Origin of the sequence: Sphingobium sp. SJ10-10, assembly GCF_036038995.2 — a bacterium.
GTDB lineage: Bacteria > Pseudomonadota > Alphaproteobacteria > Sphingomonadales > Sphingomonadaceae > Sphingobium.
In genome coordinates this window covers 173,494-196,244 of the sequence record NZ_CP158133.1, presented here as the reverse complement: position 1 = coordinate 196,244, position 22,751 = coordinate 173,494, and the positions used below count along the sequence as shown (strand labels likewise).

Below are 22,751 nucleotides of genomic sequence, written 5' to 3'. Positions count from 1 at the left end.
GCGCATGATGCAGCCTTAAGAGCGGCAATGCTTGGGCCAACCGATCCCGGTTGCGGGCAATGATCCTCGAGCCGTGCATGCGCGCAGCAAGCCTGAACCCGTCCCGGCTATCCCGCTACCCTGATTACGACCTTTCCAAACGGTTCGCCGGACGCGGCGAATTGATATGCCGCCTTCGTTTCGGCCATTTCGAAGATGCGCGCGATCGGCGGTTTGATGCCATGCTCGTCGATGAATGCGGCCATGTCGGCAAAGGCCATCGCGCTGCCCACGGCGGTTCCCCGAATTGAGCCGCCTTTCATCATCAGCCCTACGAAGTTCGGCGGTGTGGCGGCATGGTCGTAGAGGCCCATGAGCGCAATGTCTCCGCCGGGCGCGATGGCCGCGATCGACTGGTCTATTGCTGCACTTCCGGCGGCGTTCACCACGCGGTCAAATCCGCCGGTGCGCTCTGCTGCGATCTCGCCCCAATTTGGGATCTGCTTGTAGTTCACCGTATCCAAGGCGCCGAGCTCGAGTACCTGCCGACCCTTTTCTTCCTGGCTGGTGGTGGCGACGACTGCAGCGCCCCTCGCTTTCGCGAACAGCAGGGCGAATAGCGAGACGGCGCCCGTGCCGGTTACCAGCACTTTGTCGGCAGCACCGATCGGCCGCCTGTAGGGGCGATCGCCGTTGAGCGCAGTCCAGGCTGTCAGCGCAGCGCAAGGAAGGCAGGCGGCCTCCTCGAACGAGAGCGATTTGGGCATCGCGGCAATCCGATCCGCCTTGAGGATGACATATTCGGCAAGCATCCCGTCCTGACCGTCGGAGCCCAGACCCCATCCTTGGTCCTGCGCGGGAGGGCCGTCGTGCCAGTCGCGAAAGTAGAGGCCGGTCACTCTGTCACCAATCGACCAGCCGTCCACCCCAGAACCCAAAGCGTCGATTTCGCCTGCTCCGTCGGCAATTGCTATGAAGTCGCCATTTGGCACACCATATGCGCCGCTGATGAGCAACTGATCCCTTGCATTAAGGGATACGGCATGGACCTTGATCCTGACCTCTCCCCGCCCGGGTTCGGGACGCGCAGCTTCCTGCTCGGTCAGTCCCTCTAGAGAGGTAGTGCCTGCCTTCACGATCCAACGCTTCATTGCTCAGTCCTTCTCGTTTTTAAGATGATCTCGCATAGATACGCTGCCTCCAATTGCGTGATAAGATAGCTTTTATGGTACACGATGATGAACAAAATTCAGGAATTGGGGATCAAGGCTGACATATTCATGGTCGGACGACCGGATCGACGGCAGGTCGGACTGTAAGAGGTCTCCCAAGCCTCAGGCGCGAAACTGCTTGCAAGGCGTTGTTCTGATTAGCTCTATCGCTCATTGTGAAATGACCACATAACGCTCAAATTACGTGGTACGATCACTCATATGAGATAAATGGATGAGTGAGATTCAGGAATGGACCGTGAGGATTTGCCGAACCTGATGGCCTTTGCCGTCATCGTGGAGGAGGGCGGATTCCGCAGCGCGGCCGCGAAACTCAACATCTCCTCATCGGCGCTCAGCCATTCCTTGCGAAAGCTTGAGTCGAAGATCGGGGTGCCGTTGCTACGCCGAACAACGCGCAGCATTTCGTTGACAGAAGCCGGAGCAGACCTCCTGCGCAGACTCAGGCCGGCGTTCGAGGAAATCGATAGCGGCCTGGAGGAACTCGCCGGCCGACGCGACAGGATTGTCGGTACGGTACGGATCAACGCGCATCGCAACGCGCTGCTCATGCTCATTTTGCCCAAGCTGAGGAGCCTCAAAGAGCGGTATCCGGATCTCAAACTGGAAATCGTGGTCGACGACGGCCTGAGCGATATCGTCGCCACGGGTTGTGACATCGGGGTCCGGACCGGGAAATTGCTGGCAAAGGACATGATTGCTGTTCGTATCAGCAACGACTACCGCACAGCGATTATAGCCGCGCGATCATACCTCGAAACCAATTCACCGCCACAAAAGCCGGAGGATTTGGATGGACATAGCTGCATCGGATATCGTCTTGTGACCACCGGAGTGCTTGCTCCATGGCGCCTCAGCAACGAAGGCCACACGATCACCGTTGCGATCGAGCCCAACCTTATCCTCAATGATATGGATATGGCGGTGCGCGCGGCCGCGTATGGGTTGGGTTTGGCCTATGTGCATCGCGACGCGGTTGCAGACCGAATCGCCGCAGGCGAATTTGTCGAAGTGCTTCAGGATTGGGCTTGCGAGATCTCGGCCGACTACCTCTACTATCCCAGTCGTCGAACGGTCTCGCCGGGCATGCGTGCAGTGATCGACCATCTGCGACAGGTAGAAAACCTATAAACCGTATGCCGGAATTTCGTGCGTCTTTCTCAACCAGAAATGGCACGCATCTTCACCGCTGTCGAAAATGGTGGACCGATTTTCTGGTGAGCCCCGGTCAGCTTGTTGGTCTCCCGCCGTCCACAATCCAGCCGGCGGGCTGTCGTCCTCGACATCATAATCTCCTCACCATCATTGCGCGGAGTTGAATATCAGGACGAAGGCGACAGGTGATCAATCAGATATTTCGATTGAGGGGTCAGACAACCTTCTCGCCTTAACTTGAGCCTGTCGGATTTAGTGCCTTCCGGCTTATCATCAGGGGTTGGATTCGCGTCCCGAAATTTTCCACCCCAGCCACAAAATCGTCGAAGGTCAGCAGAACGCCGCCCGTTCCCGGCACTTCGGCAATTTCGTCGAGCATGCGCGCGATTTTCTCATAGGATCCGACCAACGTGCCCATGTTGATATTCACTGCTGACGTTGCCTCGCTCATCTGGCGGGTGTTGGTGGTACTTGAGATGTTGTTGGCTGCACTCTGGTTCGAAAGCCAGGCGATGGCCTCCTGGTCCACCCCATTGCGATAGCTTTGCCATTTGGCCTCCGCGGCTTCGTCCGTTTCGTCCGCGATTACCATCATCAACACGAAGGTATCGACTTTGCGACCCGTTTTTGTGGTGGCCGCCTCAAGACGTTCGTTCACGGATCGAAAGGCGGTCGGCGTGTTCACGCCCTTGCCGAAGCAGAAGGAATAGTCGGCATATTGCGCCGAGAAGGCGAGACCCTCGTCCGATGACCCGGCACAGATGATCTTCATATCGCTTTGCGGGCGTGGGCTGACCCGGCAATCGTTCATCTCGAAGTAGTCGCCCTTGAGGTTCGATACGCCGGTCTCCCACAGATCGCGCAGGATCTGAGCATATTCGGACAGCATGTCGTAGCGCCTGACGAAATGCTCCTCGCCCGGCCAGAGCCCCATCTGGTCATATTCGGCCTTTTGCCAGCCCGTGACGAGATTGACGCCGAAGCGGCCATGGCTGATGGAATCGATCGTCGCGGCCATGCGCGCGACCATTGCGGGGGGCAGGGTCAGCGTCGCTGCCGTCGCATAGATTTTGATCTTGCTGGTGACGGCGGCCAGACCCGCCATGAGCGTGAAGCTTTCGAGATTATGCTCCCAGAACTCGGTCTTCCCGCCGAATCCTCGCAGCTTGATCATCGTCAGGATGAAGTCGAGGCCATATTGCTCGGCCTTGAGCGCGATCTCTTTGTTCAGATCGAACGACGGCATGTATTGGGGCGCGTTTTCGGAAATCAGCCAGCCGTTGTTGCCGATGGGAAGGAAGACACCAATTTCCATTTAGGAAGCCCTTTGTGCTTTGTTGTGGCGATGTTCGTCGAGAAAGCCGATGAGAATGGCATTGAAGCGGCCGGGATCGGTGACGTTCACGGCATGTCCCCCCCATGGCAGGCGCGCGACCTGTGCCGACGCGATGCCATCGGCCAAAGTCCGCGACGCGGTGGATGGGACGAGCATGTCGTCCTCGCTGGTGATGATGAGCGTCGGCACGGTGATGTCGGTCAGCATAGCGCGTGCGTCGAAGGCGCGGAGCGCAGCGATGCGCGCTTTCAGCGTGGCTTCATCCTGAAAGCCGGGGGCGTGAGCGATACGCTCTTCATCGAGTTCAGCCAGATGCTCGCTGATCCAGGTGGCGGGGTAGAGGAACAGGGGCTGCGCCTTGGAATAGGCATCCGCGCCTCCGGCCGCATGGATTGCGAGGCGGATGTCGAAGCAGCGTTCGAAATGCGGATCCGCCTTCGCCCAGCCGTTGACGATCGTGAGGCTGGCCGCACGATCCGGCCACAGCCTTATGAATTCCAGTCCCGCGATGCCGCCCGCCGCATGGCCGACGATATGAGCCTGCGACAGGCCAAGTCCGTCGAGGATCAGGCGGATGTCGGTGGCCAGATAGGTCGCATCATAGGGCGAGGGCAGCGGTGCGCGCGAACTGTTCCCCGTGCCGCGATGATCGTACAGGATCACGCAATGGTCGCGCGCCAGTGCCTCGATCTGGGGATGCCAATAGGCGCCGGCGCCGCCCAATCCGGCGGACAAGAGGACCGCAGGCGCGTCGGATGCGCCGAAACATCGCACAGCCAGTCCGTCGATCTCCGATTGGGTGAACGGCAGATCAACGGGATCCGACATGCGCCACACTCGCGATTTCGACGAGAAACTCAGGCTTCACGAGGTCGCAGCGAATGCAGAAGCGCGCCGGTTTGTCTCCCGGGAAATATTCGGCGTAGACGGCGTTCACGGCCGCGTAATTGGCAAGGTCGCTGACGAACACATGGTTGAAGGTGACGTCGGCCATGGTGCCGGCAGCCGCCTCGATCGTCCTGCGGACGGATTCCAGCACATGGCGGGTCTGGCCGGTGACGTCGCCGACACAGGCCGTCGAGCCGTCCTCATTCACCGCGAGCATGCCGGAGACATAGACGATGCCATCGGCCATCGTGCCCGATGAATAGGGCGCCATGGGTTTGGCGAAACCGGGCGGGTTGATCGGCGTCATGGGCATGGGTCAGAACTCCTTTCTGGATGGGGCCGTGATCTGGCCCAGCGCTGCGGTGAAATCGGATACGGACGCGACCCAGCCGAAGAAGGTCTCGACATTGTAAACGGACGCCTTCTGGATGAAGTCCGGGCCGAGCTGGTGTGTGGCGTCCTCAAGCATGATCCCGAAATATTCGAGGTGGAAACCGTCCCGCAGCGTGGACTCGACGCACACATTGGTGGCGATCCCGACGAAGATGAGATTGCGTATACCCCGCGAACGCAGGATCGTGTCGAGCTGAGAATTGAAGAAAGCGGAGTAGCGCGGCTTGGCGACGCAAATGTCCCCGGCCTTCGGTGTCAGCGCATCGACGATGGCATAGTCCCAGCCACCGCGCGCGAGCAATGTGCCGCGCAGTTTCGGGCGGGCGCGCATCGTCTTCAAGGCGTTCGACTTGTGGAAGTTCGGCGACTTCTCCGTGCCCGCCTCGACATAGTCGGGATCCCAGCCGTTCTGGAGAAAGACCACCTGCATGCCAGCCGCGCGCGCTGCGGTCAGCGTCTCGTCGATCCGCATGATGACGGAGGCCGCGCCAGAGATGTCGAAGCCCGCAAGGTCGACATAGCCGCCCTTGCTCGCATAGCCGTTTTGCATGTCGATCACGACGACGGCGGTCTCCTCCACGCTCAGCGTGAGGCTTTCCGGGCGGGCGGGCAGCTCGAAGATGGCAATATGTCGGTCCATGGCGTGAGGCCCCCAGGTGGCAGATCGAACGGTCAACACCATTGGGATAGCCGAGACGATGGCGTCCGGCGTCGGTAGGATGGGTTATGCCAATGGTTTAGGCGGACAGGCGCCGCTTGCCTTCGCCGTCGCAGTTGCGCCTAATTGCTACCATGGTCGAGCGCATAGGGTCGCTTAGTGATGGAGAATGACATGGAACTCGATAGGCGCGGACTGTTGGGAAGCGTCATTGCGGGCAGCGCTGCGGCGATGATGGCCAGCCGGGCGAGCGCCGCCGAACCGGGCGTGTCCGACACTCCGCTCCCGCGCCTGTTGAACAATCGCCGCATCATCATCGATACCGATCCGGGCAACGATGATGCGGTCGCCCTGCTGATGGCGCTGGACGCGCCCAATCTGAAGGTCGAGGCGATCACCGTCTGCCCCGGCAATATACGCTACGATCAGGAGGTGAAGAACGCCCTGTATGTCGTCGACCTAGCGGGGCGCAGCGGGCAGGTTCCCGTGCACAGGGGCATGGCGCAACCCTTGCTGAACAAGCCCTATGCCACATCGACCTTCATCCATGGGCCCGACGGGCTCGGGCAGTTTGCCGTACCGGAGGTCAGGCAGAAGCCCGATCCGGAACACGCTGTCGATGCGATCCGGCGTATCGTCAAACGCTATCCCGGCGAAGTTGTGATCGTCGCTCTCGGCGGGCTGACCAACATCGCCATGGCGCTCCTCATGGAGCCCGGCATCGCGTCCCTGATCAAGGGCGTGCAATGGGTCGCGGGCATACAGAGCGCAGTGCCGAGCTTCAACGCCATGGTGGACCCGGAGGCCGTGCATATCGTGCTGAATTCCGGGGTGCCGCTCACGCTGGGACTGGGCACGCCGCTCTCGTCGACCCTGCGTCCAGCCGATTTCGATCATATCAAGACCTTCGACACTCCGCGCAGCCGGTTCTTCATGAAGTCGAACGAACTGCGGCTATCCTTCGAGATGTCGGCCCGCAACGCGCCGGGATCGGTCAACGGCGACCCGATCGCCATGGCCATGATCATCGACCCTGCCGTGGCGACGCAGTTCAAGGCGATCTACGCGCGCGTCGAACTGGAGGGCGAATATACGCGGGGCACGCTGCTCTATGGGGAAAACCGCTACAGCATGAAGCCGACGCCGCCCGCCAACGCCAATTTGTGCATCGAAGCGTCGAACGAGGCATTCAAGGCGATCCTGTTCCGCGCCCTGTCGCGCGGATAGACCGGATGTTTGTTCCGCTCGCCTATCATGCTACATGCTGAACCTGATGGATAGCAGGGCAGGCCAGAACAGCATGACGGTCATGATCGCGGACGATCATGCGATCTTTCGCGCTGGCTTGCGCCTCGCTCTGGAAGCGCGGGCCGAGGTGCGCGAGGTGCGCGAGGCGGGCAATGTCGACGAGGTCATGAATCTCGATGCGCTGCACCACCCCGATATTCTGATCCTGGATCTCAAGATACCGGGCCTCACCATTCCCGACGGTATCGGGGCGCTGCGGCGGCGTCTCGGCAACAAGCCGATCCTCATGCTGACGGCATCGTCAGACGCCGGGGACATGGTGGGGTGTCTGGGCGCTGGCGCTTCGGGCTATGTCACGAAGAGTTCAGACATCGCCGTGCTGTTCGAAGCGATACGCATGGTGCTCGCCGGGGGAATTTATGTGCCGCTGGATGTCGTGGCGGGGCAGGGGGACGGCATAGGCTTTGCCGATGCGCCGCTGGACCCGGCGCGGCCCCGCCTGACCGGACGGCAGGCGCAGATCCTCGACTTCGTGCTGGAGGGCCACGCGAACAAGGAGATCGCCTACCGCCTCGACATCAGCGAGGGCACGGTAAAGACCCATCTGGCGGCGATCATGCGGGCCTATGACGTCAACAATCGCGTCCAGTTGTTACGGCGTGTCGAACGAAGCGGCGGCTGAGGGGGCGCCCGTACACGCGCACCGCCTCTCAGGGCGCGTCGCGCAATTCGGTTTGCAGCACGGCATTTAGGATATCCGGCAAGATGGGTTTGTGAAGAACCCGCCGCATCTGGCGGTTCGCTTTCTTGATCCGTTCGACATCATGATCTCCGGTCAGGATCACGCCCGGAAGGCGGTAGCCAAAACGATCTTCCAATCGGTCGAAAGCCTCGAACCCGTCGATCTCTCCGTCGAGGTGCCAGTCGGCGATGACAAGGTCAGGCGCTTCGTTCGCGAGCTGGGACAACATGCTTTCGCCCGATCGCGCCCAGACGACCCGCGCGCCCCATCCGCGGAGCAGTTTCAGAAATGCCTCGCCGATCTCCGCATCATTCTCGATCAGGGCAATGCGGCACCCGGCCGGTAGCCCCGGCATCTTCAGGCCCAAACCGCCGTGGCTCCCCTGATGGGCGGGTTCCGATGCCATTTTGGGTATCTCGACCCAGAAGACGGAGCCACGGCCGGGCTCCGAACGCAGTCCGATCCGGTGACCGAGGAGGCGGCTCAGCCGCTCGACGATCGCGAGGCCGAGGCCGAGGCCGGAGCTGTTGACGTCGGACGTCCGTCCGTCCTGCACGAATTCCCAGAATATCTGGCGTTGCAGTTCGGGCTGGATGCCGACCCCGCTGTCCCAGACCTCGATCCGGATATTCGGCCCCCGCGAGCGCGCTGCAATGAGGATTTTGCCGGAGGCTGTGAATTTGAGGCTGTTCGACGCGAGATTGCGGATGATGCGGCCGATCAGCTGGGCGTCCGACCGTCCCTTGAGCCGGGTCGGGCGAACGATGAGGTGCACGCCCTTCTGCCGTGCCTGAATCGCGAAGCTGTCCACGACCGACTGCATGAGATCGCCCAGATTGACCGGGCCGACGGAGGGACGCAGCGCCCCTGCCTCAAGGCGGCTGAATTCGAGGAGGTCGTCCAGCAACTCCATGCTGGCGATGAGAGAGCGGTGAACCCCCTCCAGCGTTCTCTGGCCCGCTGCGCTCAGTTGCTCGTCCTGAAGGCTCCCCAGCAGCAGCGCCATCGCCTGAAGAGGCTGGCGGACATCATGGCTTGTGGCGGACAGGAATTTGCTGGTCGCCGCGGCCGCCAGTTCGGCCCGATCGCGCGCGGCGACCAGTTCCTTGGTGCGTTCGGCAATCAGGCGCTCCAGTCGTTCCGAGGCGTCGACGCGATCGGTGATGTCCGTGTGCGTGCCTGCGAGGCGTATGGCTTTGCCATGCGGGTCGCGGACAGCGGAGCCGCGCGACAAAATCCAGCGCCATCCGCCCTGACGATGACGCAACCGGAACTCGACCCGATATTCCTGCGCCTCTCCGGATATGAAACGGGTCTGGGCGTCCAGCACCCGCTCCCGGTCATCGGGATGCAGCAGGGCGAAAAAATTGTCGATATGCGGTTCCATCTGGTCGGGCTCCTCGCCGATCAACTCCCACCAGCGCCGCGAGTAATAGGACCGACCCGAATCGACCTCCCAACCCCAGATGCCGTCGTTCGCGCTGATCGCGACAAGCTCCAGCATCGTATTGTCATGGGCGCTCGCGTCGTTCCAGAATCGGTCGATGGCTTCCGCCGTCAGTTGGGAGGAAGAGCGGGTCATTGCGCATGTCCATAGGAGGCGACAGGAATGCGTTCTCCCCGCATGGCGAGGCAATAAGTGATGGATCCGAGTGCGCCGCCCACGAACCAGGCATAGGGATAGATCGCCCTGAACAGGGATGGCACAGCGCCGAAGGAGGCCGGAAAGGCCTCTGCCAGAAAGCCCGGCACATTGGGTAGCACGCCGACCAGCAGCGCCACGAATGACGCAGTGTTCCATCCGTTGCCATAGGAATAGCGGCCATCGGACCGGTAGAGATCACCGACCTCGATCCGTGTTCGGCGGACGATCCAATAGTCCGTAATCATGATGCCGGCGATCGGGCCGAGCAGCGCGGAATAGCCGATCAGCCAGGTGAAGATATAACCGCCGCTGCTCTCGATGAGCTTCCATGGCATGATCGCGGCGGCAAGAACGGCCGTCAGAAACGCGCCGCCGCGATAGGAGATGCGCGATGGCGCCAGAGCCGCGAAGTCATAGGCAGGGCCCACGAGATTGGCGGCGATATTGCAGGAGACGGTATCGATCGAGATGATCAGCAGACCGATCAATACGCCCGCATTGGGCAAATGGGTCGCAAGTTCGACGGGATCCCAGATCGCCCTTCCGAACGCGATGCGTGTGGCGGCCGTGGTCAGGACGGCGACCACGGCCAGCATCGCCATGGGAACCGGCAGGCCGATCGTCTGCCCGACGACCTGATCGCGCTGGGTTTTCGCGAACCGGGTGAAGTCCGGGATGTTGAGGGCGAGCGTGGCCCAGTAGCCGATCATCGCGGTCAGACCCGGCCAGAAAATTGCCGAGAATCCACTGGTGAAAAGCGGCGCGGTGCCAAGGGCCAGCCCGTGTGTGTGGTGCATTGCCCAATAGAGCAGGGCTATGCAGATGGCGATCTTGACGGGCGCGGTCCATGTTTCCAGCTTGCGGACCATGTCCAGACCCTTGGTGACGAAGAACAGCTGGATGACCCAGAAGAGCGTAAAACAGGCCAGATGCGCGGCATCGATGCCGACCAGCGGCAAGGGCGCGCCGCCAATCGGGCGGTGTGTCACGACCGTGGCCAGCGCCAGCAATGTATTGCCGCCTACCCAAGTCTGGATGCCGAACCATCCACAGGCGACGATCGCCCGCGCCACTGCGGGCACCTTGGCCCCCGTCGTCCCAAAGGCGCAGCGCACCAGCACCGCATAGGGGATGCCGTAGCGGGCGCCAGCATGTCCGACCAGAAGCATGGGTATCAGCACGATGCTGTTGCCGAGCAGGATCGTGAAAATCGCCTGTAGCGGCGTCATGCCCTGATCGATGAGCCCGGCCGCAAGCATATAGGCCGGGATCGATATCACCATGCCGACCCAGAGCGCCCCGTAATGGAACCAGCGCCAGGTCCGGCTACCGGCATCGGTCGGCGCCAGATCGGCGTTGATGAGATCATTGTCGGTGCCTGCCATGCCACTGCCTCGTTTCGATTGCCGACGAATCCTAGGCGTAATCGCGATCGGCCACCATCCACGCGGCCGGATTAGGCCAATGGTTTAGGGCCGCGCTTTGGGCTTTACTGTCAACCGGCCCTGTGCGAGCAATTCGCCTCGCGACGACGACAATAATGAGAATGATCGCGCCGTCATCCATGACGCAAAAAAAATCTCGGGAGTGAACAGCGGTGGCCGCCACGATCGGGTGGGGCTTCACGGTGGTGGGGGCAACAGGCCGCTATCGCAATGCTTTGCGTTGCGGTTTGTCGGCGCTCGCTCTCACGCCAACATATAGAGGGCAATCATGATCTCCATTCGTACCATCCAGTTGCTCGCGGCCTCCAGCGTGGCCATCGCCATGGCCGCTCCCTGTTTTGCAGCGGCCGAACAGCCCGCCCCGGGTGGCGTGGAGGAGAGCGGCGAGATCACCGTGACCGCCAGAAAGCGCGATGAGCGCACCATCGATATACCTGTTTCGATCACCGCGATCAGCGGCGATGCCCTCGCCGCACGCGGAACGCCCAGTCTGCATGACCTCGACCGCGTCGTTCCCAGCGTGACGATCACCAATTTCGGTGCGGGCAATATCAGCCAGGCGGCAGTCGCCATCCGGGGCATCGTCACGAACGATCATCGGATCACCACCGATCCGGCCGTCAGCATCTATGTCGACGGCGTCTACATCGCCCGCAACATGGGCATCAACTTCAACCTCACCAACCTCGACCATGTCGAGATTTTGCGGGGACCGCAGGGAACCCTTTCGGGACGCAACAGTATCGGCGGCGCGATCAACCTCGTGACCAAACAGCCGGACCAGAACGAACATTATGAGATGGGAGCGCAGATCGGCACGCGCGGCCGGGCCAACTTCGACTTCTACGGCAATTTCCCTGTCACCGATACGCTGGCCATGTCGCTCTCGGGCGATATCGAGCACCGCAACGGTATCGGCACCTTCATCAACGTGCCGAGCACCAGCACCAAAGTCGGCCAGATATTTCAGGGCAGCGGTCGCTTCTCGGCAAAGTGGACGCCGACCGATCGCGTATCGCTCCTGCTGACGGTCGACGGTTTTCGCGGAAGCTACGGCATCACGCCGATGTATAATGTCATCATCAATCCGGCGGGCACGTCCGGGCTTACCGCCGGGGTCTTGCCGGTGAACCGGAATGACAATGGCACCGCCAATCCATCCATCCCCGACACCAACGCCAGGACCTTCGGCGTCTCGCTGGTGGGAATCTACAAACTCGACGATCATCTCTCGCTCAAGGCGATCGGGGCCGAGCGCTATCTTTCCTACAAGGGCGGTCTCGACGACGACAATTCGCCGCTGTCGATCGCGGAATCGCCGGAGACCGGAGATTCCCGGCAATGGACCGGCGAACTTCAGCTGAATGGCGAGTATGGCCGCTTCGATTTCGTGTCCGGCCTCTTCTACTTCCATGAAAGCGGCGGCGCGCGGGTGCAATATGGCGCCAGCGGATCGCTGTCGGGCGGTACGATCGTGACCAACCGAACCTTCTCGGGGGTCCACCAGATTTCGGACAGCTATGCCGCCTATCTTCACGGCGGATATGAGCTGGCCGATGGCCTGAAAATCTCCGCTGGCGCCCGCTATACCCGGGACGAAAAGGCGATGAGCTTCTTCCGCCAGATCGGCGCGGCATCCCCCCTGATCAGCGCCAACGGCAAAAGCTCCTGGGAGAAGCTGACGTGGGATGCGGCGATCAACTACAGCTTTACGCCAAGGCTCGTCAGCTATCTCACCGTTCAGCGCGGATATCAGAGCGGCGGTTTTCCCTCGCGTCCGTCTTCGGTGGCGGCGTTCGTCCCCTATAACCCCACGATTGCGACGAGTTATGAGGGCGGTCTGAAGGGATCGATAGGCCGGGCGTTCAATTTCTCCACTGCGGTCTTCTATACGCAGTATAGGGATCTGGTCCTCGCCTTTAACCAGTTCGTCGGCGGCTCCACCGGCTTCGTCAGTATTCAGGCGAACGCAGGCCGCTCACGCACTTATGGCGCCGAGTTCGAGGGGCATCTGGCCGTCGGCCGAGGCTTCAATCTCGACGGATCGGTCGGATATAATAACGCGCTGGTGACTTATGTGACGCCGGGAACCCAGGCGACGGCCGCGGGCAATCGCCCGCCCAATACACCGCAGTGGACCGCTTCCCTCGGGCCGTCGTTCCGGACGGAACTGGCGAACGGCAATGAAGTCGCCATGCGTGTCGACGGCTCGTATCGCAGCGCCTTCTTCAGCCAGCCGCTGAACACCGTGTACAACCGCATCGCGCCGAGGTTTCTCGCGAATTTCGATTTGTCCTATTCCATCAAGGACAAGCAGATCCAGTTGTCGATCTACGGAAATAATATCTTCAACAAGGTCTATGACGTCAATCGTGTCGACAGCTTCAAAGCGGGCTATCTTGAAATCCTCACGAACAACGACCGTAGCGAATTCGGTATGAAAGTGCGCAAGAAGTTCTGATGCGTTTCGGGGGCGGGCGGCCGAAGGTCGCCTGCCCCGCTTGTGGGCTCCCTCCAGAGCCGCCAGATCGGGATTTGAACCATGGGTAAGCCGGATAGCAGCACGCGCGCAGCGATGCGTATCATGGTCATGTTCACCCTTCTCGTCATCATTTGCGCAACCAGCAATGCCTATGCGCGGTGCGTGGCGCATCCTGGAAATCGCTGGTTATCGATCCGCGCAATTTTGCTGACCGGCGACATCGCGCCGAAGCAAGGGACGGTCTTGATCGATCCGTCCGGCACCATTCGCTGTGTGGGGCGCGCTTGCAGCACGCAGCAGCCAAACGCCACGCGGATCGATTGCCCTGATGCCCTGCTCTCGCCGGGATTCATCAACTTGCACGAGCATCTGGCGTTCGGAAACACCGCCCCTGCACCGGACAATGGCCTTCGCTACCGGCACCGGCACGACTGGCGCAAGGGCCTCAACGGCTATGTGGCGCTTGAGAATTTTCAGCCGGAGACCGATCCCGCGCTGATCGCCTGGATGGAACTGCGCCATCTGCTTGGCGGGGAGACGTCGATCGTCGGTGGAAGCATGGCAGCGGGCCTCGCCCGAAACCTCGATTTCCATGCGGGCCTTGAAGGATTGCAGGTCCCCCGCGTGACCTACGAAGTTTTCCCGTTCGACGATGCGGCGGGCATCGAACGGACCGGGGATTGCGATTATGGACCGTTGGCGGACAAGACGGAGGCCGTGGCGGCCAGACATGTGACGCTCATGCATCTGGGGGAGGGGATCAGCGAGGCCGCCCGCAACGAATTTCGCTGCGCGACGGACCCGCATTACGATGTTCAGCCACCCCCGGCGGGAGGAGGCGTTTCCCAAAATCTTCTATTGGACAATGTGACCGTCCTGCATGGCGTTGCCTTCGACCGGGCCATGCTGGGCGAACTGGCGCGGCGCAAGGTCGACCTTGTCTGGTCGCCTCGCTCCAACCTTTCTCTTTACGGCAGGACGTTGGACATCAACGCCGCGCTCGCGCTCGGCCTCACAGTGTCCCTTGGGACCGATTGGCTTCCTTCCGGGTCGTTCACGCTCGGCCGGGAAGCGGCTTGCGCGCGCGCCTATTCCGACGCCGCCGGAAGTGCCGTGCCGTTTCGCACGCTTTGGCGAATGATGACGGTCAATGGCGCCCATGCCGCCCATTTGGCAGGAAGGATCGGTGTTTTGCAGCCCGGCGCTGTCGGTGACGTGATCCTGGTCGAACAGGCAAAGCAGCGGAACAGAACGCCCTATGAGCAGGTGGTCCGGGCATCTGCGCCGTCTATGCTGGCGATCATTCGCGGCGGGCGCATCCTTGCAGGAGGTGATGCCCTGTTGGCCGGGCTCAAAGGAGGCGGCTGTGAACGGATAAGGATGGGTGCGCGTACCCAACGGATATGCATCGCCGGGGATTCCGGTTTCACCTATGCCGCACTCCAAGCGAAAGCGGCTTCGAGGAAGCTCTGGCCGGCCTTCTTTCTCGACCGCCCGCCCGTCGAGCCGACATGCGCTGCGCTCGCCGGAAAATCGCCTTCATTGGGAAACTAGCCCCACGAGGCGCGCCCGAGGATAATCCGGTGCGGGTGGTTGAGGCCTTCATCGATGAGCTGGATCTAACGGCTCTTGGTTTTGCCGGGGCGGAACCTGGAGCGACGGGGCGGCCCGCTTATCATCCATCGACGATGTTGAAGATTTACCTATAGGGCTATCTCAACCGGATCCATTCGAGCCGCCGGCTTGAGCGTGAGGCAGGTCGCAATATCGAGATGATGTGGCTGACGGGTCGGCTGGCACCTGACTTCAAGACCATCGCCAACTTCCGGCGCGACAACGGGACCGCGATCCGCTCGGTATGCGCGCAATTCGTGATGCTGTGCCGTAGCATGGGCTTGTTCGGCGGGGCCATGGTTGCGGTGGACGGCAGCAAGTTCAAGGCGGTGAACAACCGGGACCGTAACTTCACTGCGCATAAGGCCGCCAAGCGGATCGAACAGGTCGCCTGGCGCACGTCGCTGGGGAGATGGCGCGGCCCGGAGGAGATTGTCGGCCCGGTCCTGTTCCTTGCGTCGGACGCGGCATCCTATGTGACCGGGCAGGTGCTGGCGGTGGACGGTGGCTACACCGCCCACTTTTGATCCGTTTCAGGATATGGTTCGGCTATCGAGTTAAGTTGAACCATGTTCCTGCGAAGGCAGGAACCCAGTCCCACCCTCGCCTCATCCATATAATGTCTGAACCGGGCTCCTGCCCTCGCAGGCGCACTATTATCGGGACAAAGTCTAGGCGGCCAGGCCGCGCATCCGCAACAAGGCGTCGACCTCCGGCGCGCGTCCGGCAAAGGCCCGGAAATTCTCGGCGGCGGGACGGCTGGCCCCCGCGGCGAGAATCTCGCGCCGGAAAGCGGTCGCGCCGCCGCCTGGAATGGCGCCATGGGCGAAAATCTCGAAGGCGTCGGCCGACAGCAGTTCCGCCCAAAGATAGGAATAATAGCCCGCCGCATAGCCGCCCGCGAAAATATGGCTGAACGCATGGGCGAAGCGGTTCCATTCCGGCGGATGAACGACGGCGACGGCCTTGCGGACCTGATCCAACATGGCGTTGACCTGCGCGCCCTTGGCCGGATCATAGTCGCGGTGGAGCAGCAGGTCGAAGGTCGCAAACTCGATCTGGCGCAATATGGCAAGGCCCGCCTGGAACTGGCGTGCGGCGAGCAGGCGGTCGAACATCGCCTGCGGCAGCGGTTCGCCGCTGTCGACATGGCCGGACAGGCCGATCAGCGTGTCCCGGTCCCAGGCGAAATTCTCCATGAACTGGCTGGGCAATTCCACCGCATCCCATTCCACCCCGCTGATGCCGCCGATCGAGGGCAGATCCACCTCGGTCAGCAGGTGATGCAGCACATGGCCGAATTCGTGGAACAGCGTCACCACGTCATTATGCGTCACCAATGAGGGGCGGTCGCCCGTGGGCGGCGCGAAATTGGTGGTGAGATAGGCGATGGGCAGATGCAGGCGGTCGGCATCGCGGAAGCGGGAACGGCACACGTCCATCCATGCCCCGCCCCGCTTGCCCGCGCGCGCGAACAGGTCGAGATAGACGCCCGCCACCACGGCGCCGTCCCCATCGAGCACGTCGTAGAACAGCACGTCCGGGTGCCATGTCGACACCCCCTTCCGCGTGACGAGGCGGACGTTGAACAGCCGCTCGATCAGCGCCCGGGTGCCTGCCAGGACGCGGGGCAGGGGGAAATAGGCCTTGAGCGCCTCCTGATCGACGCCGTGCAGCGTGCGGCGCATTGCCTCCGCCACATAGGAAAGATCCCAGGGCCGCACATCGTCCAGCCCCAGATGCTTGGCGGCGAAGGCGCGGGCTTCGCCCAGTTCGCGCTCCCCGACAGGCCGTGCCCGGCCAGCGAGGTCGGCCAGAAATGCCAGCGCTTCGTCGGCATCGGCGGCCATTTTCGTTTCCAGCGAATGGGCGGCGGAATCGGCAAAGCCCAATATCTGCGCCGCTTCATGGCGCAGGGCCATGATCGCGTCGATCCTTTCGCTATTGTCGTGGCTCTTGTCGTCGGCCTGATCGGAGGCGCGGGTGTTGTGGGCGCGATAGACGCGTTCGCGCAAGGCCCGGTCCTTCGCATGAAGCAGGATCGCCAGGACGCTCGGTTGGCGCAAGGTGATCAGCCAGCCGGTCAGCCCCTTTTCCTGCGCATAGGCTGCCAGGATCGCCTTGTCGCTCTCCGGAACGCCCGCCAGGGCCGCTTCGTCGGTGACATGTTCGCTCCAGGCTTCGGTCGCGTCCAGCACCGCATTGCCGAATTTGGTGCTGAGGTCGCTCAGCGCCACGCCGATGTCGAGGAAACGCTGCCGCGCCTCACCCTCCAGCGCGACACCGGCAAGGCGGAAGCCGCGCAGGGCAAGGTCGACCGCGCGCTGCGCGGCAGGCGGCAGGCTGGCGAAATCGGGACGCGCGGCAAGGCGCGCCACGGTGTCATGATGGGCACGGTTCTGGCCAGCCTCCATCAGATAGGCGGTCATCAGCGCCTGGGCGGCGGCATGCGCCTCCCGCAATTCGGGCGTGTCGGCCACCGATGCGAGATGCCCCACCGGCGACCACACCCGTGACAGCAGGAAATCGGCGCGTTCGGCCGCCATGACCACCGCATCGAAATCATCCTTCCCGCTGGCGGTGATCCTTTCGACGGCAGCGCGATGCGCGGCGATGGCGTCTTCCATGGCGGGAACGACATGGGCCGCCTGTATGGCCGCGAAATCGGGCAGGTCACTATCGGCCAGGAGGGGATTGGCAGTCGTCATGATTTCTCGCAGCTTTCAGGGTCTCGACGGATGAAGCATATCCTCTAATTGGGCGCTGGCGAGCGGCTGTTCAAGCGTTTCCGGCCGTTGCGCCAATCAGGCGAGGGTCAGGTAGATTTCCGCTTCGATGACCCAATCCGCACCGGCCTGCCGCCATTTGGCGCTATAGCTGCCCGATGCGACAAGGCGACCCGCCCCGGCGGCCACGCCCTGCCAGCGGCCATGTTCCAGCGCGATGGGCTCGACCGTCGAGGCGACGATGCTGTCGGGCGTGCGGATATAGAGGGTTCGCTCCGCCGCGCTGAATTCCCGTTTCCACGCCTGAAGCTGCGCCTTGCGGCCGGAGATGACGGCGCTGTCCGTCCCGGTGACGAGAACGGCATGGAGGGCAAGCAGCGGCCCGATGGCATTCAGGTCCGCCTCGGCCAGAGCGCGGTTGAAATCGGCGCGGCGCAGGCGAATGGCAAGGTCGGGGGATGTCGTCATGGAATCGCTTTAGAAGATGCCGGTCAAATCCGCACCTCATCTTGCGCGGGCAGGCGTAAACAGGTCATGCCCTTTCACAATCCTTCGGCCTCGACCCAATGAGCGCCGGTGATTTCCCGCGCCAGTTCCCAGACCTGACGGCGGATGTCGGGAACGGCGACGATTTCCCAATGCGCGCCACGCGTCATCGGTCCGACCACGAACAGCCGCTGTTGGGCCGATCCGTTGCGGGCGATGGCGTGGCATTGCCGGTCGACATCGATGCCGATCGCCAGCGGATCGGGCCGGATGTCGCCGCGAATCGCCAACTGACGCAGCAGCGGATCGTCGGTGCGCCGCAGGTCGCCCAGCGGGCCTGTGCAATTGACGACCCGGGCGAAGGGCAGGGTCTCCCTCTCGTCCTGTCCGCGCCTGCGCAGATGGACGTGAAGCGTGCGGCCGTGGGGAACGGCCTCCACCACCTTGGCGGCATGGATTTCCAGCCGCCCTTCCGCCTGCATCGCCGCAAGTCTTGCGGCGACCTGCGGGGCGAGGCGGTGGCGGTGCACATCCCAATAGGGACGCAAATGGCGCAGGAAGCGACTGCGTTCTTCCGCGCTGGCGGCGCGCCACATATCCTGGGTGAAGCGGCGAAGTTCATCGACGGCGTTGCGCCAGCCGATCTCCGCGCTGCGGCTGCGCAGCGTGCGAACCAGCGTTGAGGCGGCGCCCCTCGGACGGTCGCTGCGGGCTGTGTAGTGCGCTGCCGGAGCATGGCTTTGCGGGGCCAATCCACGGCGGGAAAGTGCGACGATCCGTCCCCGAAAGCCGGCGCTGTCCAGGCTGAGCGCGCAGTCTACGGCGGTCAGCCCGCTGCCGAGCAGCAGAACCCGATCGCTCGGTCCCAATCCTTCGGCAATGGATGCGGCCCAGGGATCGTCGACATAGGATGCGCTATGGCCGGACAGGCCGGCAAAGGCGGGCAGGTCATGGGGCGGTAGATTGCCGGGCGCCAGTGCGACGATGTCGGCATCCACCCCACCGCCTGACCGCAGGTCGATATGGACGCCGTCGTCGCGCAGACTCAGATCGACCGCTTCATCCGTCACGATGGTCAGCCTGTCGCTGGCCTGTCCCCGCACCTTGTCCAGCATCGCGCAGAGATAGGCGCCATAGTCGCGCCGCGTGGCAAAGCTGCCTTCCTGCCCCAGCCCTTCCTGTTTCAGCCAGTCGGTGAAATGATCCGGGCTGTCGGGCAGCGCGCTCATATTGGCGGCGCGCACGTTGAGGATATGGCCGGCCTGCGCGGCGCCATAGGCCAGACCCCGGCCCAGGCGGTCGCCCTGGCGCTCCAGCATCGTCACCCGCAGCGTGCCATGCCGAAGCAGGTTGATGGCCAGCAGCGTGCCGCTGAACCCGCCCCCGATGATGGCGGCATGATCGACCTTCAGCATGGATCAAGCATTTCCAATCTGAATTCGCCCAGACAGCGCCAATATTCCTGCCGGAAACCAAGGATTTCCGTGGCATTATCGGATGCCCTGCGTGAGATGGCAGTTCAAGGAAAATCGCGCATGGCAACGATAAAGCCGGCCGCCGTTCGCGGCTTTGCGCCAAAAAATGCTCAGCGGCCGCGGTTCGATGTCTGCATCATATCCCACGGTCTCGACTGCCGGAACAGCGCTTTCGCAAGCTTCCTGCGGGGCCGGAAAAAATCCCGCGCGACGGAGTTGAGAAACGTTGTTTTTTATGGTAACAACGTTTCCAGCATGGTTTAGGAGATTTCATTATGCGCACCCGGATTACCAATTTGCTCGGAATACAGCATCCGATCGTTCAGGGCGGTATGCATTTCGTGGGCCTGGCCGAACTGGCCTCCGCCGTTTCCAACGCCGGGGGACTGGGCGTGATCACAGGGCTGACGCAACGCACCCCCGAAGCGCTCGCGCGCGAGATCGCCCGCTGCCGCGAAATGACCGACAAGCCGATCGGCGTGAATCTGACCTTTCTCCCGGCGTTCGCGAAGCCGCCCTATCCTGAATATATCCAGGCCATCGCCGAGGGCGGCGTTACCATCGTGGAGACGGCAGGCCGGAGCCCGGAGGCCTATATGCCCGCGCTCAAGGCGGCGGGGATCACGGTCATCCACAAATGCACCTCGGTGCGCCATGCGTTAAAGGCGGAAGCGATCGGCTGCGATGCGGTGAGCGTCGACGGCTTTGAATGCGGCGGCCATCCCGGAGAGGACGATATTCCGAACATGATCCTGCTGCCGCGCGCGGCGGACGAATTGCGCATACCGTTTCTGGCGTCCGGCGGCATAGGAGACGCGCGCAGCCTTGTCGCGGCCCTCGCACTGGGCGCCGACGGCGTCAATATGGGAACCCGGTTCATTGCGACCCAGGAAGCGCCGGTCCATGCCAATGTGAAGCAGGCTCTGCTCGATGCGACCGAGCTCGATACGCGGCTGATCATGCGGTCTCTCAAAAACACCGAACGCGTATTGAAGAACGAGAATGTCACCCGTTTGCAGGAGATTGAGCGGGAAAAGGGCAGCGCCCTCACGATCGACGACATCCACGATCAGGTTGCGGGCGTCTATCCGAAGGTCATGGTCGATGGCGATATGGACGCGGGCGCATGGAGCTGTGGGATGGTCGTCGGCCTGATCCGGGACATTCCAACGGTCAAGGATCTGATCGACCGGATCATGGCCGATGCCGAAAGCATTATCCGGCGGCGGCTATCCAATTTCCTTGCCGAAGGCGCTGCGGATCATCAAACTGTCGCCGCATGACCGCATCTCCCATCATAGGCAATATCCGGGCCGCCCGGTCGGCATTGGAGGCGGAGACTCGTCCGACCCTCCTGTCGGCTGCCGCGGCCTTGTTGAGCGAAGAGGGGCCGGGCGCGCTGACGGTCCGGCGCGTGGCCGAAACCGTCGGCGCTTCGACGAAGATGATTTATACCCATTTCGGCGGCAAGGACGGTTTGCTCGAAGCTCTTTACCTGCACAGCTTTGCTGAGCTGGTCCTTGCGTTTCAAGCACATGCCGGGGAAGCCGACAGCGCCCGGCGGCTGGCCCTGATGTTGGGAGCCTATCGGTCTTTCGCTCTTGACGAACCGGCGCTCTACAATGTGATGTTCGGTGATCTGGGCCGGGCGTGGGAAGCGCCCGCCGCCTGTCGCAAGCAGGCCTGGCGCAGTTTCGAAACGCTAAGGGATGCCGTGCGCGACGATTTGCCAGCCGACCGCAGGCTTGATGCCCAGCATGTGACCTACGCATTGTGGGCAGCGGCGCATGGAGTGGTGAGCTTGGAACATCGCAAGCTTATCGGTCCGGCGTCCGGCGCCGCTGCCATTTTCGATAGTGCGCTTAACGCAATTTGCGCGGCCAACGGCATGAGGTGCAAATTGCAGACGCACCCCTAGCCGGGCGCGCCAGTCGTTATTCCGGCGACGCTTCGCGGATATGATCCGACCCGGCATGGTCTGGTAGCGGCTGCGCCGTGATGCAAACCGCCCTCTGAAGCCGGAACGGCATTGAATCAAAGAATTCTTATAGTTCCGACAGCATTGCTTGTGAGACTTATCTCTACCGATGAAATAGATAAATAAGCAATTGCTGTCGGAAGGACAAATATGAACCCGTTGCGTTTCCTGATCGACTCCTGGAGTCGCTTGCGCGATGCCGCTCGTCGCGAATTTCTGCGCGATCCCGACGTGATCCTGTTCGATCGGGCTGCGCCGAAGCAGGAAAGCCTCGGTGGTCGCTGAAGGCTGGTCGCGGCGCGGTTTTCTGGCGGCTGGGGCGGCATCCGGGCTGTTGCTGTCGGGGTGCGGCGCCGGTCGCGATTCCCGGCCCCGTCTGCGCGTCTCGATCACCGGCAAGGGGGAAGGCGATACGCGGCTGCTGTTCAAGGCGGCCGGAATCGCGCCCAAGGGTTTCGATCTGCGCTACAGCGAATTCCAGTCCGGCCATCTGGTGGTGGAGGCGCTGAACGGCGGTTCGCTCGATTATGGCGGGATGAGCGAAATTCCGCCCATTTTCGCCGCCGCGTCGACGATCCAGAGCTTCCGGCAGATCGCCGTCACCCATGCCGACGTCAATAATCAGGTGGTGCTGGTGCCCAAGGGCTCGAAAGCGCGCTCCATTGCCGATCTCAAGGGCAAGCGGGTGGGCTATGTGCGCGCCACGACCTCCCAATATTTCCTGATCCGGATGCTCGAAGAAGTGGGCCTGGGATGGGACGACATCACGCCCGTCGCCATGGGCGTCTCCGATGGCGCGGCGGCCTTTTCCCAGGGATCGCTGGACGGTTGGGCGATCTACGGCTTCCCGATCCAGCGGGCGATCGCGACCGAAGGCGCCCGGATATTGCGCACGGCCTATGGCATATTGTCGGGCAATTATCTGGTGGCAGCCCATGTCGATGCGCTGGCCGATCCGGCAATGTCGCAGATCATCCGCGAATATCTGGCGCTGGTGCAGCAGGCCTTTGGCTGGGCGGCAGCGCACCAGGATGAGTGGGCAGGCATCATCGCCCAGGACATCGGCGTGCCGCGCGATTATGTGGTGGACCAGTTCCGGCGCAAGAGCGCCAGTTATGAACTGCGCCCCGTGACCGATGCGGCCATCGCCTCTCAACAGCAGGTGGCGGACCTTTTCTTTGCCCAGAAGCTGTTGCCGAAGGCGGTCGACGTGCGGCCCCTCTGGGACAAGCGGTTCAACGATTCCATACCGAAAAGAGGCTGAAAAAT

Annotated in this window: 20 protein-coding genes and 1 pseudogene; 11 read left to right on the top strand and 10 right to left on the bottom strand. The window is 62.3% G+C overall.

What is annotated here, in order from left to right:
- Positions 1-107: 107 nt before the first annotated feature.
- The gene (locus VVT58_RS16640) at positions 108-1,130 is read right to left on the bottom strand and encodes an NAD(P)-dependent alcohol dehydrogenase (RefSeq protein ID WP_327754553.1); all 1,023 of its coding nucleotides are present in this window, start codon (positions 1,128-1,130) and stop codon (positions 108-110) included.
- Between the two features lie 312 nt (positions 1,131-1,442).
- Between VVT58_RS16640 and VVT58_RS16635 the strand changes: the two genes are divergently transcribed.
- Positions 1,443-2,342, top strand: coding sequence for a LysR family transcriptional regulator (locus tag VVT58_RS16635; RefSeq protein ID WP_327754552.1), 900 nt, complete (start codon positions 1,443-1,445; stop codon positions 2,340-2,342).
- A 256-nt stretch (positions 2,343-2,598) separates the two neighbouring features.
- Here VVT58_RS16635 and rutA read toward each other — a convergent pair whose 3' ends face one another.
- The 4 genes from rutA to rutB are packed head-to-tail and all read right to left on the bottom strand — an operon-like array spanning position 2,599 to position 5,623.
- Complete coding sequence (gene rutA, locus VVT58_RS16630; RefSeq protein WP_327754551.1) at positions 2,599-3,681, bottom strand: pyrimidine utilization protein A; 1,083 nt, start codon at positions 3,679-3,681, stop codon at positions 2,599-2,601.
- Positions 3,682-4,530, bottom strand: a complete 849-nt coding sequence (gene rutD / locus VVT58_RS16625) for a pyrimidine utilization protein D (protein WP_327754550.1) — start codon at positions 4,528-4,530, stop codon at positions 3,682-3,684.
- The gene (gene rutC, locus VVT58_RS16620) at positions 4,514-4,903 is read right to left on the bottom strand and encodes a pyrimidine utilization protein C (RefSeq protein ID WP_327754549.1); all 390 of its coding nucleotides are present in this window, start codon (positions 4,901-4,903) and stop codon (positions 4,514-4,516) included. The genes rutD and rutC overlap by 17 nt, the downstream gene beginning before the upstream one ends.
- Before the next feature lie 3 nt (positions 4,904-4,906).
- Positions 4,907-5,623 (bottom strand): pyrimidine utilization protein B, encoded by a 717-nt coding sequence (rutB, locus tag VVT58_RS16615; RefSeq protein WP_327754548.1) that lies wholly within the window; start codon positions 5,621-5,623, stop codon positions 4,907-4,909.
- Between the two features lie 192 nt (positions 5,624-5,815).
- Here rutB and VVT58_RS16610 point away from each other — a divergent pair, with 192 nt between their 5' ends.
- Both VVT58_RS16610 and VVT58_RS16605 read left to right on the top strand, forming a co-directional pair.
- Complete coding sequence (locus tag VVT58_RS16610) at positions 5,816-6,868, top strand: nucleoside hydrolase (RefSeq protein WP_327754547.1); 1,053 nt, start codon at positions 5,816-5,818, stop codon at positions 6,866-6,868.
- Positions 6,869-6,914: 46 nt separating this feature from the next.
- Entirely contained in the window at positions 6,915-7,571 is a 657-nt protein-coding gene (locus VVT58_RS16605) for a response regulator transcription factor (RefSeq protein WP_327754546.1), read from the top strand.
- A 28-nt stretch (positions 7,572-7,599) separates the two neighbouring features.
- Here VVT58_RS16605 and VVT58_RS16600 read toward each other — a convergent pair whose 3' ends face one another.
- Both VVT58_RS16600 and VVT58_RS16595 read right to left on the bottom strand, forming a co-directional pair.
- Positions 7,600-9,213 carry an ATP-binding protein gene (locus VVT58_RS16600; protein WP_327754545.1) on the bottom strand — a complete coding sequence of 538 codons (1,614 nt, stop codon included), beginning with the start codon at positions 9,211-9,213 and terminating at the stop codon, positions 7,600-7,602.
- A complete protein-coding gene (locus VVT58_RS16595) occupies positions 9,210-10,661 on the bottom strand; it encodes an NCS1 family nucleobase:cation symporter-1 (RefSeq protein ID WP_327754544.1) in 1,452 nt (483 codons plus the stop codon). Before VVT58_RS16595 ends, VVT58_RS16600 begins: the two co-directional genes overlap by 4 nt.
- Before the next feature lie 328 nt (positions 10,662-10,989).
- Between VVT58_RS16595 and VVT58_RS16590 the strand changes: the two genes are divergently transcribed.
- From VVT58_RS16590 to VVT58_RS16580, 3 genes and pseudogenes are all read left to right on the top strand, one after another.
- Positions 10,990-13,182: a TonB-dependent receptor gene (locus tag VVT58_RS16590; RefSeq protein WP_327754543.1), complete on the top strand. Its 2,193-nt coding sequence runs from the start codon at positions 10,990-10,992 to the stop codon at positions 13,180-13,182.
- Positions 13,183-13,263: 81 nt separating this feature from the next.
- Positions 13,264-14,757, top strand: coding sequence for an amidohydrolase family protein (locus VVT58_RS16585; RefSeq protein ID WP_327754542.1), 1,494 nt, complete (start codon positions 13,264-13,266; stop codon positions 14,755-14,757).
- Positions 14,715-15,344: pseudogene (locus tag VVT58_RS16580) on the top strand (SDR family oxidoreductase). Before VVT58_RS16585 ends, VVT58_RS16580 begins: the two are co-directional and overlap by 43 nt.
- A 144-nt stretch (positions 15,345-15,488) precedes the next feature.
- On the opposite strand, the gene VVT58_RS16575 reads toward VVT58_RS16580, so the two are convergent.
- The 3 genes from VVT58_RS16575 to VVT58_RS16565 form a co-directional block, all read right to left on the bottom strand.
- Positions 15,489-17,525 (bottom strand): M3 family metallopeptidase, encoded by a 2,037-nt coding sequence (locus VVT58_RS16575; protein ID WP_066563453.1) that lies wholly within the window; start codon positions 17,523-17,525, stop codon positions 15,489-15,491.
- A 96-nt stretch (positions 17,526-17,621) separates the two neighbouring features.
- Positions 17,622-18,011 (bottom strand): nuclear transport factor 2 family protein, encoded by a 390-nt coding sequence (locus VVT58_RS16570; RefSeq protein WP_066563451.1) that lies wholly within the window; start codon positions 18,009-18,011, stop codon positions 17,622-17,624.
- Between the two features lie 74 nt (positions 18,012-18,085).
- Complete coding sequence (locus tag VVT58_RS16565; protein ID WP_066563449.1) at positions 18,086-19,444, bottom strand: FAD/NAD(P)-binding protein; 1,359 nt, start codon at positions 19,442-19,444, stop codon at positions 18,086-18,088.
- Here VVT58_RS16565 and VVT58_RS16560 point away from each other — a divergent pair.
- From VVT58_RS16560 to VVT58_RS16540, 5 genes are all read left to right on the top strand, one after another.
- The gene (locus tag VVT58_RS16560; RefSeq protein ID WP_145907700.1) at positions 19,427-19,768 is read left to right on the top strand and encodes a hypothetical protein; all 342 of its coding nucleotides are present in this window, start codon (positions 19,427-19,429) and stop codon (positions 19,766-19,768) included. The two genes, VVT58_RS16565 and VVT58_RS16560, sit on opposite strands and share 18 nt — an antisense overlap.
- Before the next feature lie 11 nt (positions 19,769-19,779).
- Entirely contained in the window at positions 19,780-20,787 is a 1,008-nt protein-coding gene (locus tag VVT58_RS16555) for a nitronate monooxygenase family protein (protein ID WP_066563447.1), read from the top strand.
- Positions 20,784-21,422 (top strand): TetR/AcrR family transcriptional regulator, encoded by a 639-nt coding sequence (locus VVT58_RS16550; RefSeq protein WP_327754541.1) that lies wholly within the window; start codon positions 20,784-20,786, stop codon positions 21,420-21,422. The genes VVT58_RS16555 and VVT58_RS16550 overlap by 4 nt, the downstream gene beginning before the upstream one ends.
- 210 nt (positions 21,423-21,632) lie before the next feature.
- Entirely contained in the window at positions 21,633-21,767 is a 135-nt protein-coding gene (locus tag VVT58_RS16545) for a hypothetical protein (protein WP_257721821.1), read from the top strand.
- Complete coding sequence (locus VVT58_RS16540; RefSeq protein ID WP_327754540.1) at positions 21,757-22,746, top strand: aliphatic sulfonate ABC transporter substrate-binding protein; 990 nt, start codon at positions 21,757-21,759, stop codon at positions 22,744-22,746. The genes VVT58_RS16545 and VVT58_RS16540 overlap by 11 nt, the downstream gene beginning before the upstream one ends.
- The last annotated feature ends 5 nt before the right edge of the window (positions 22,747-22,751 follow it).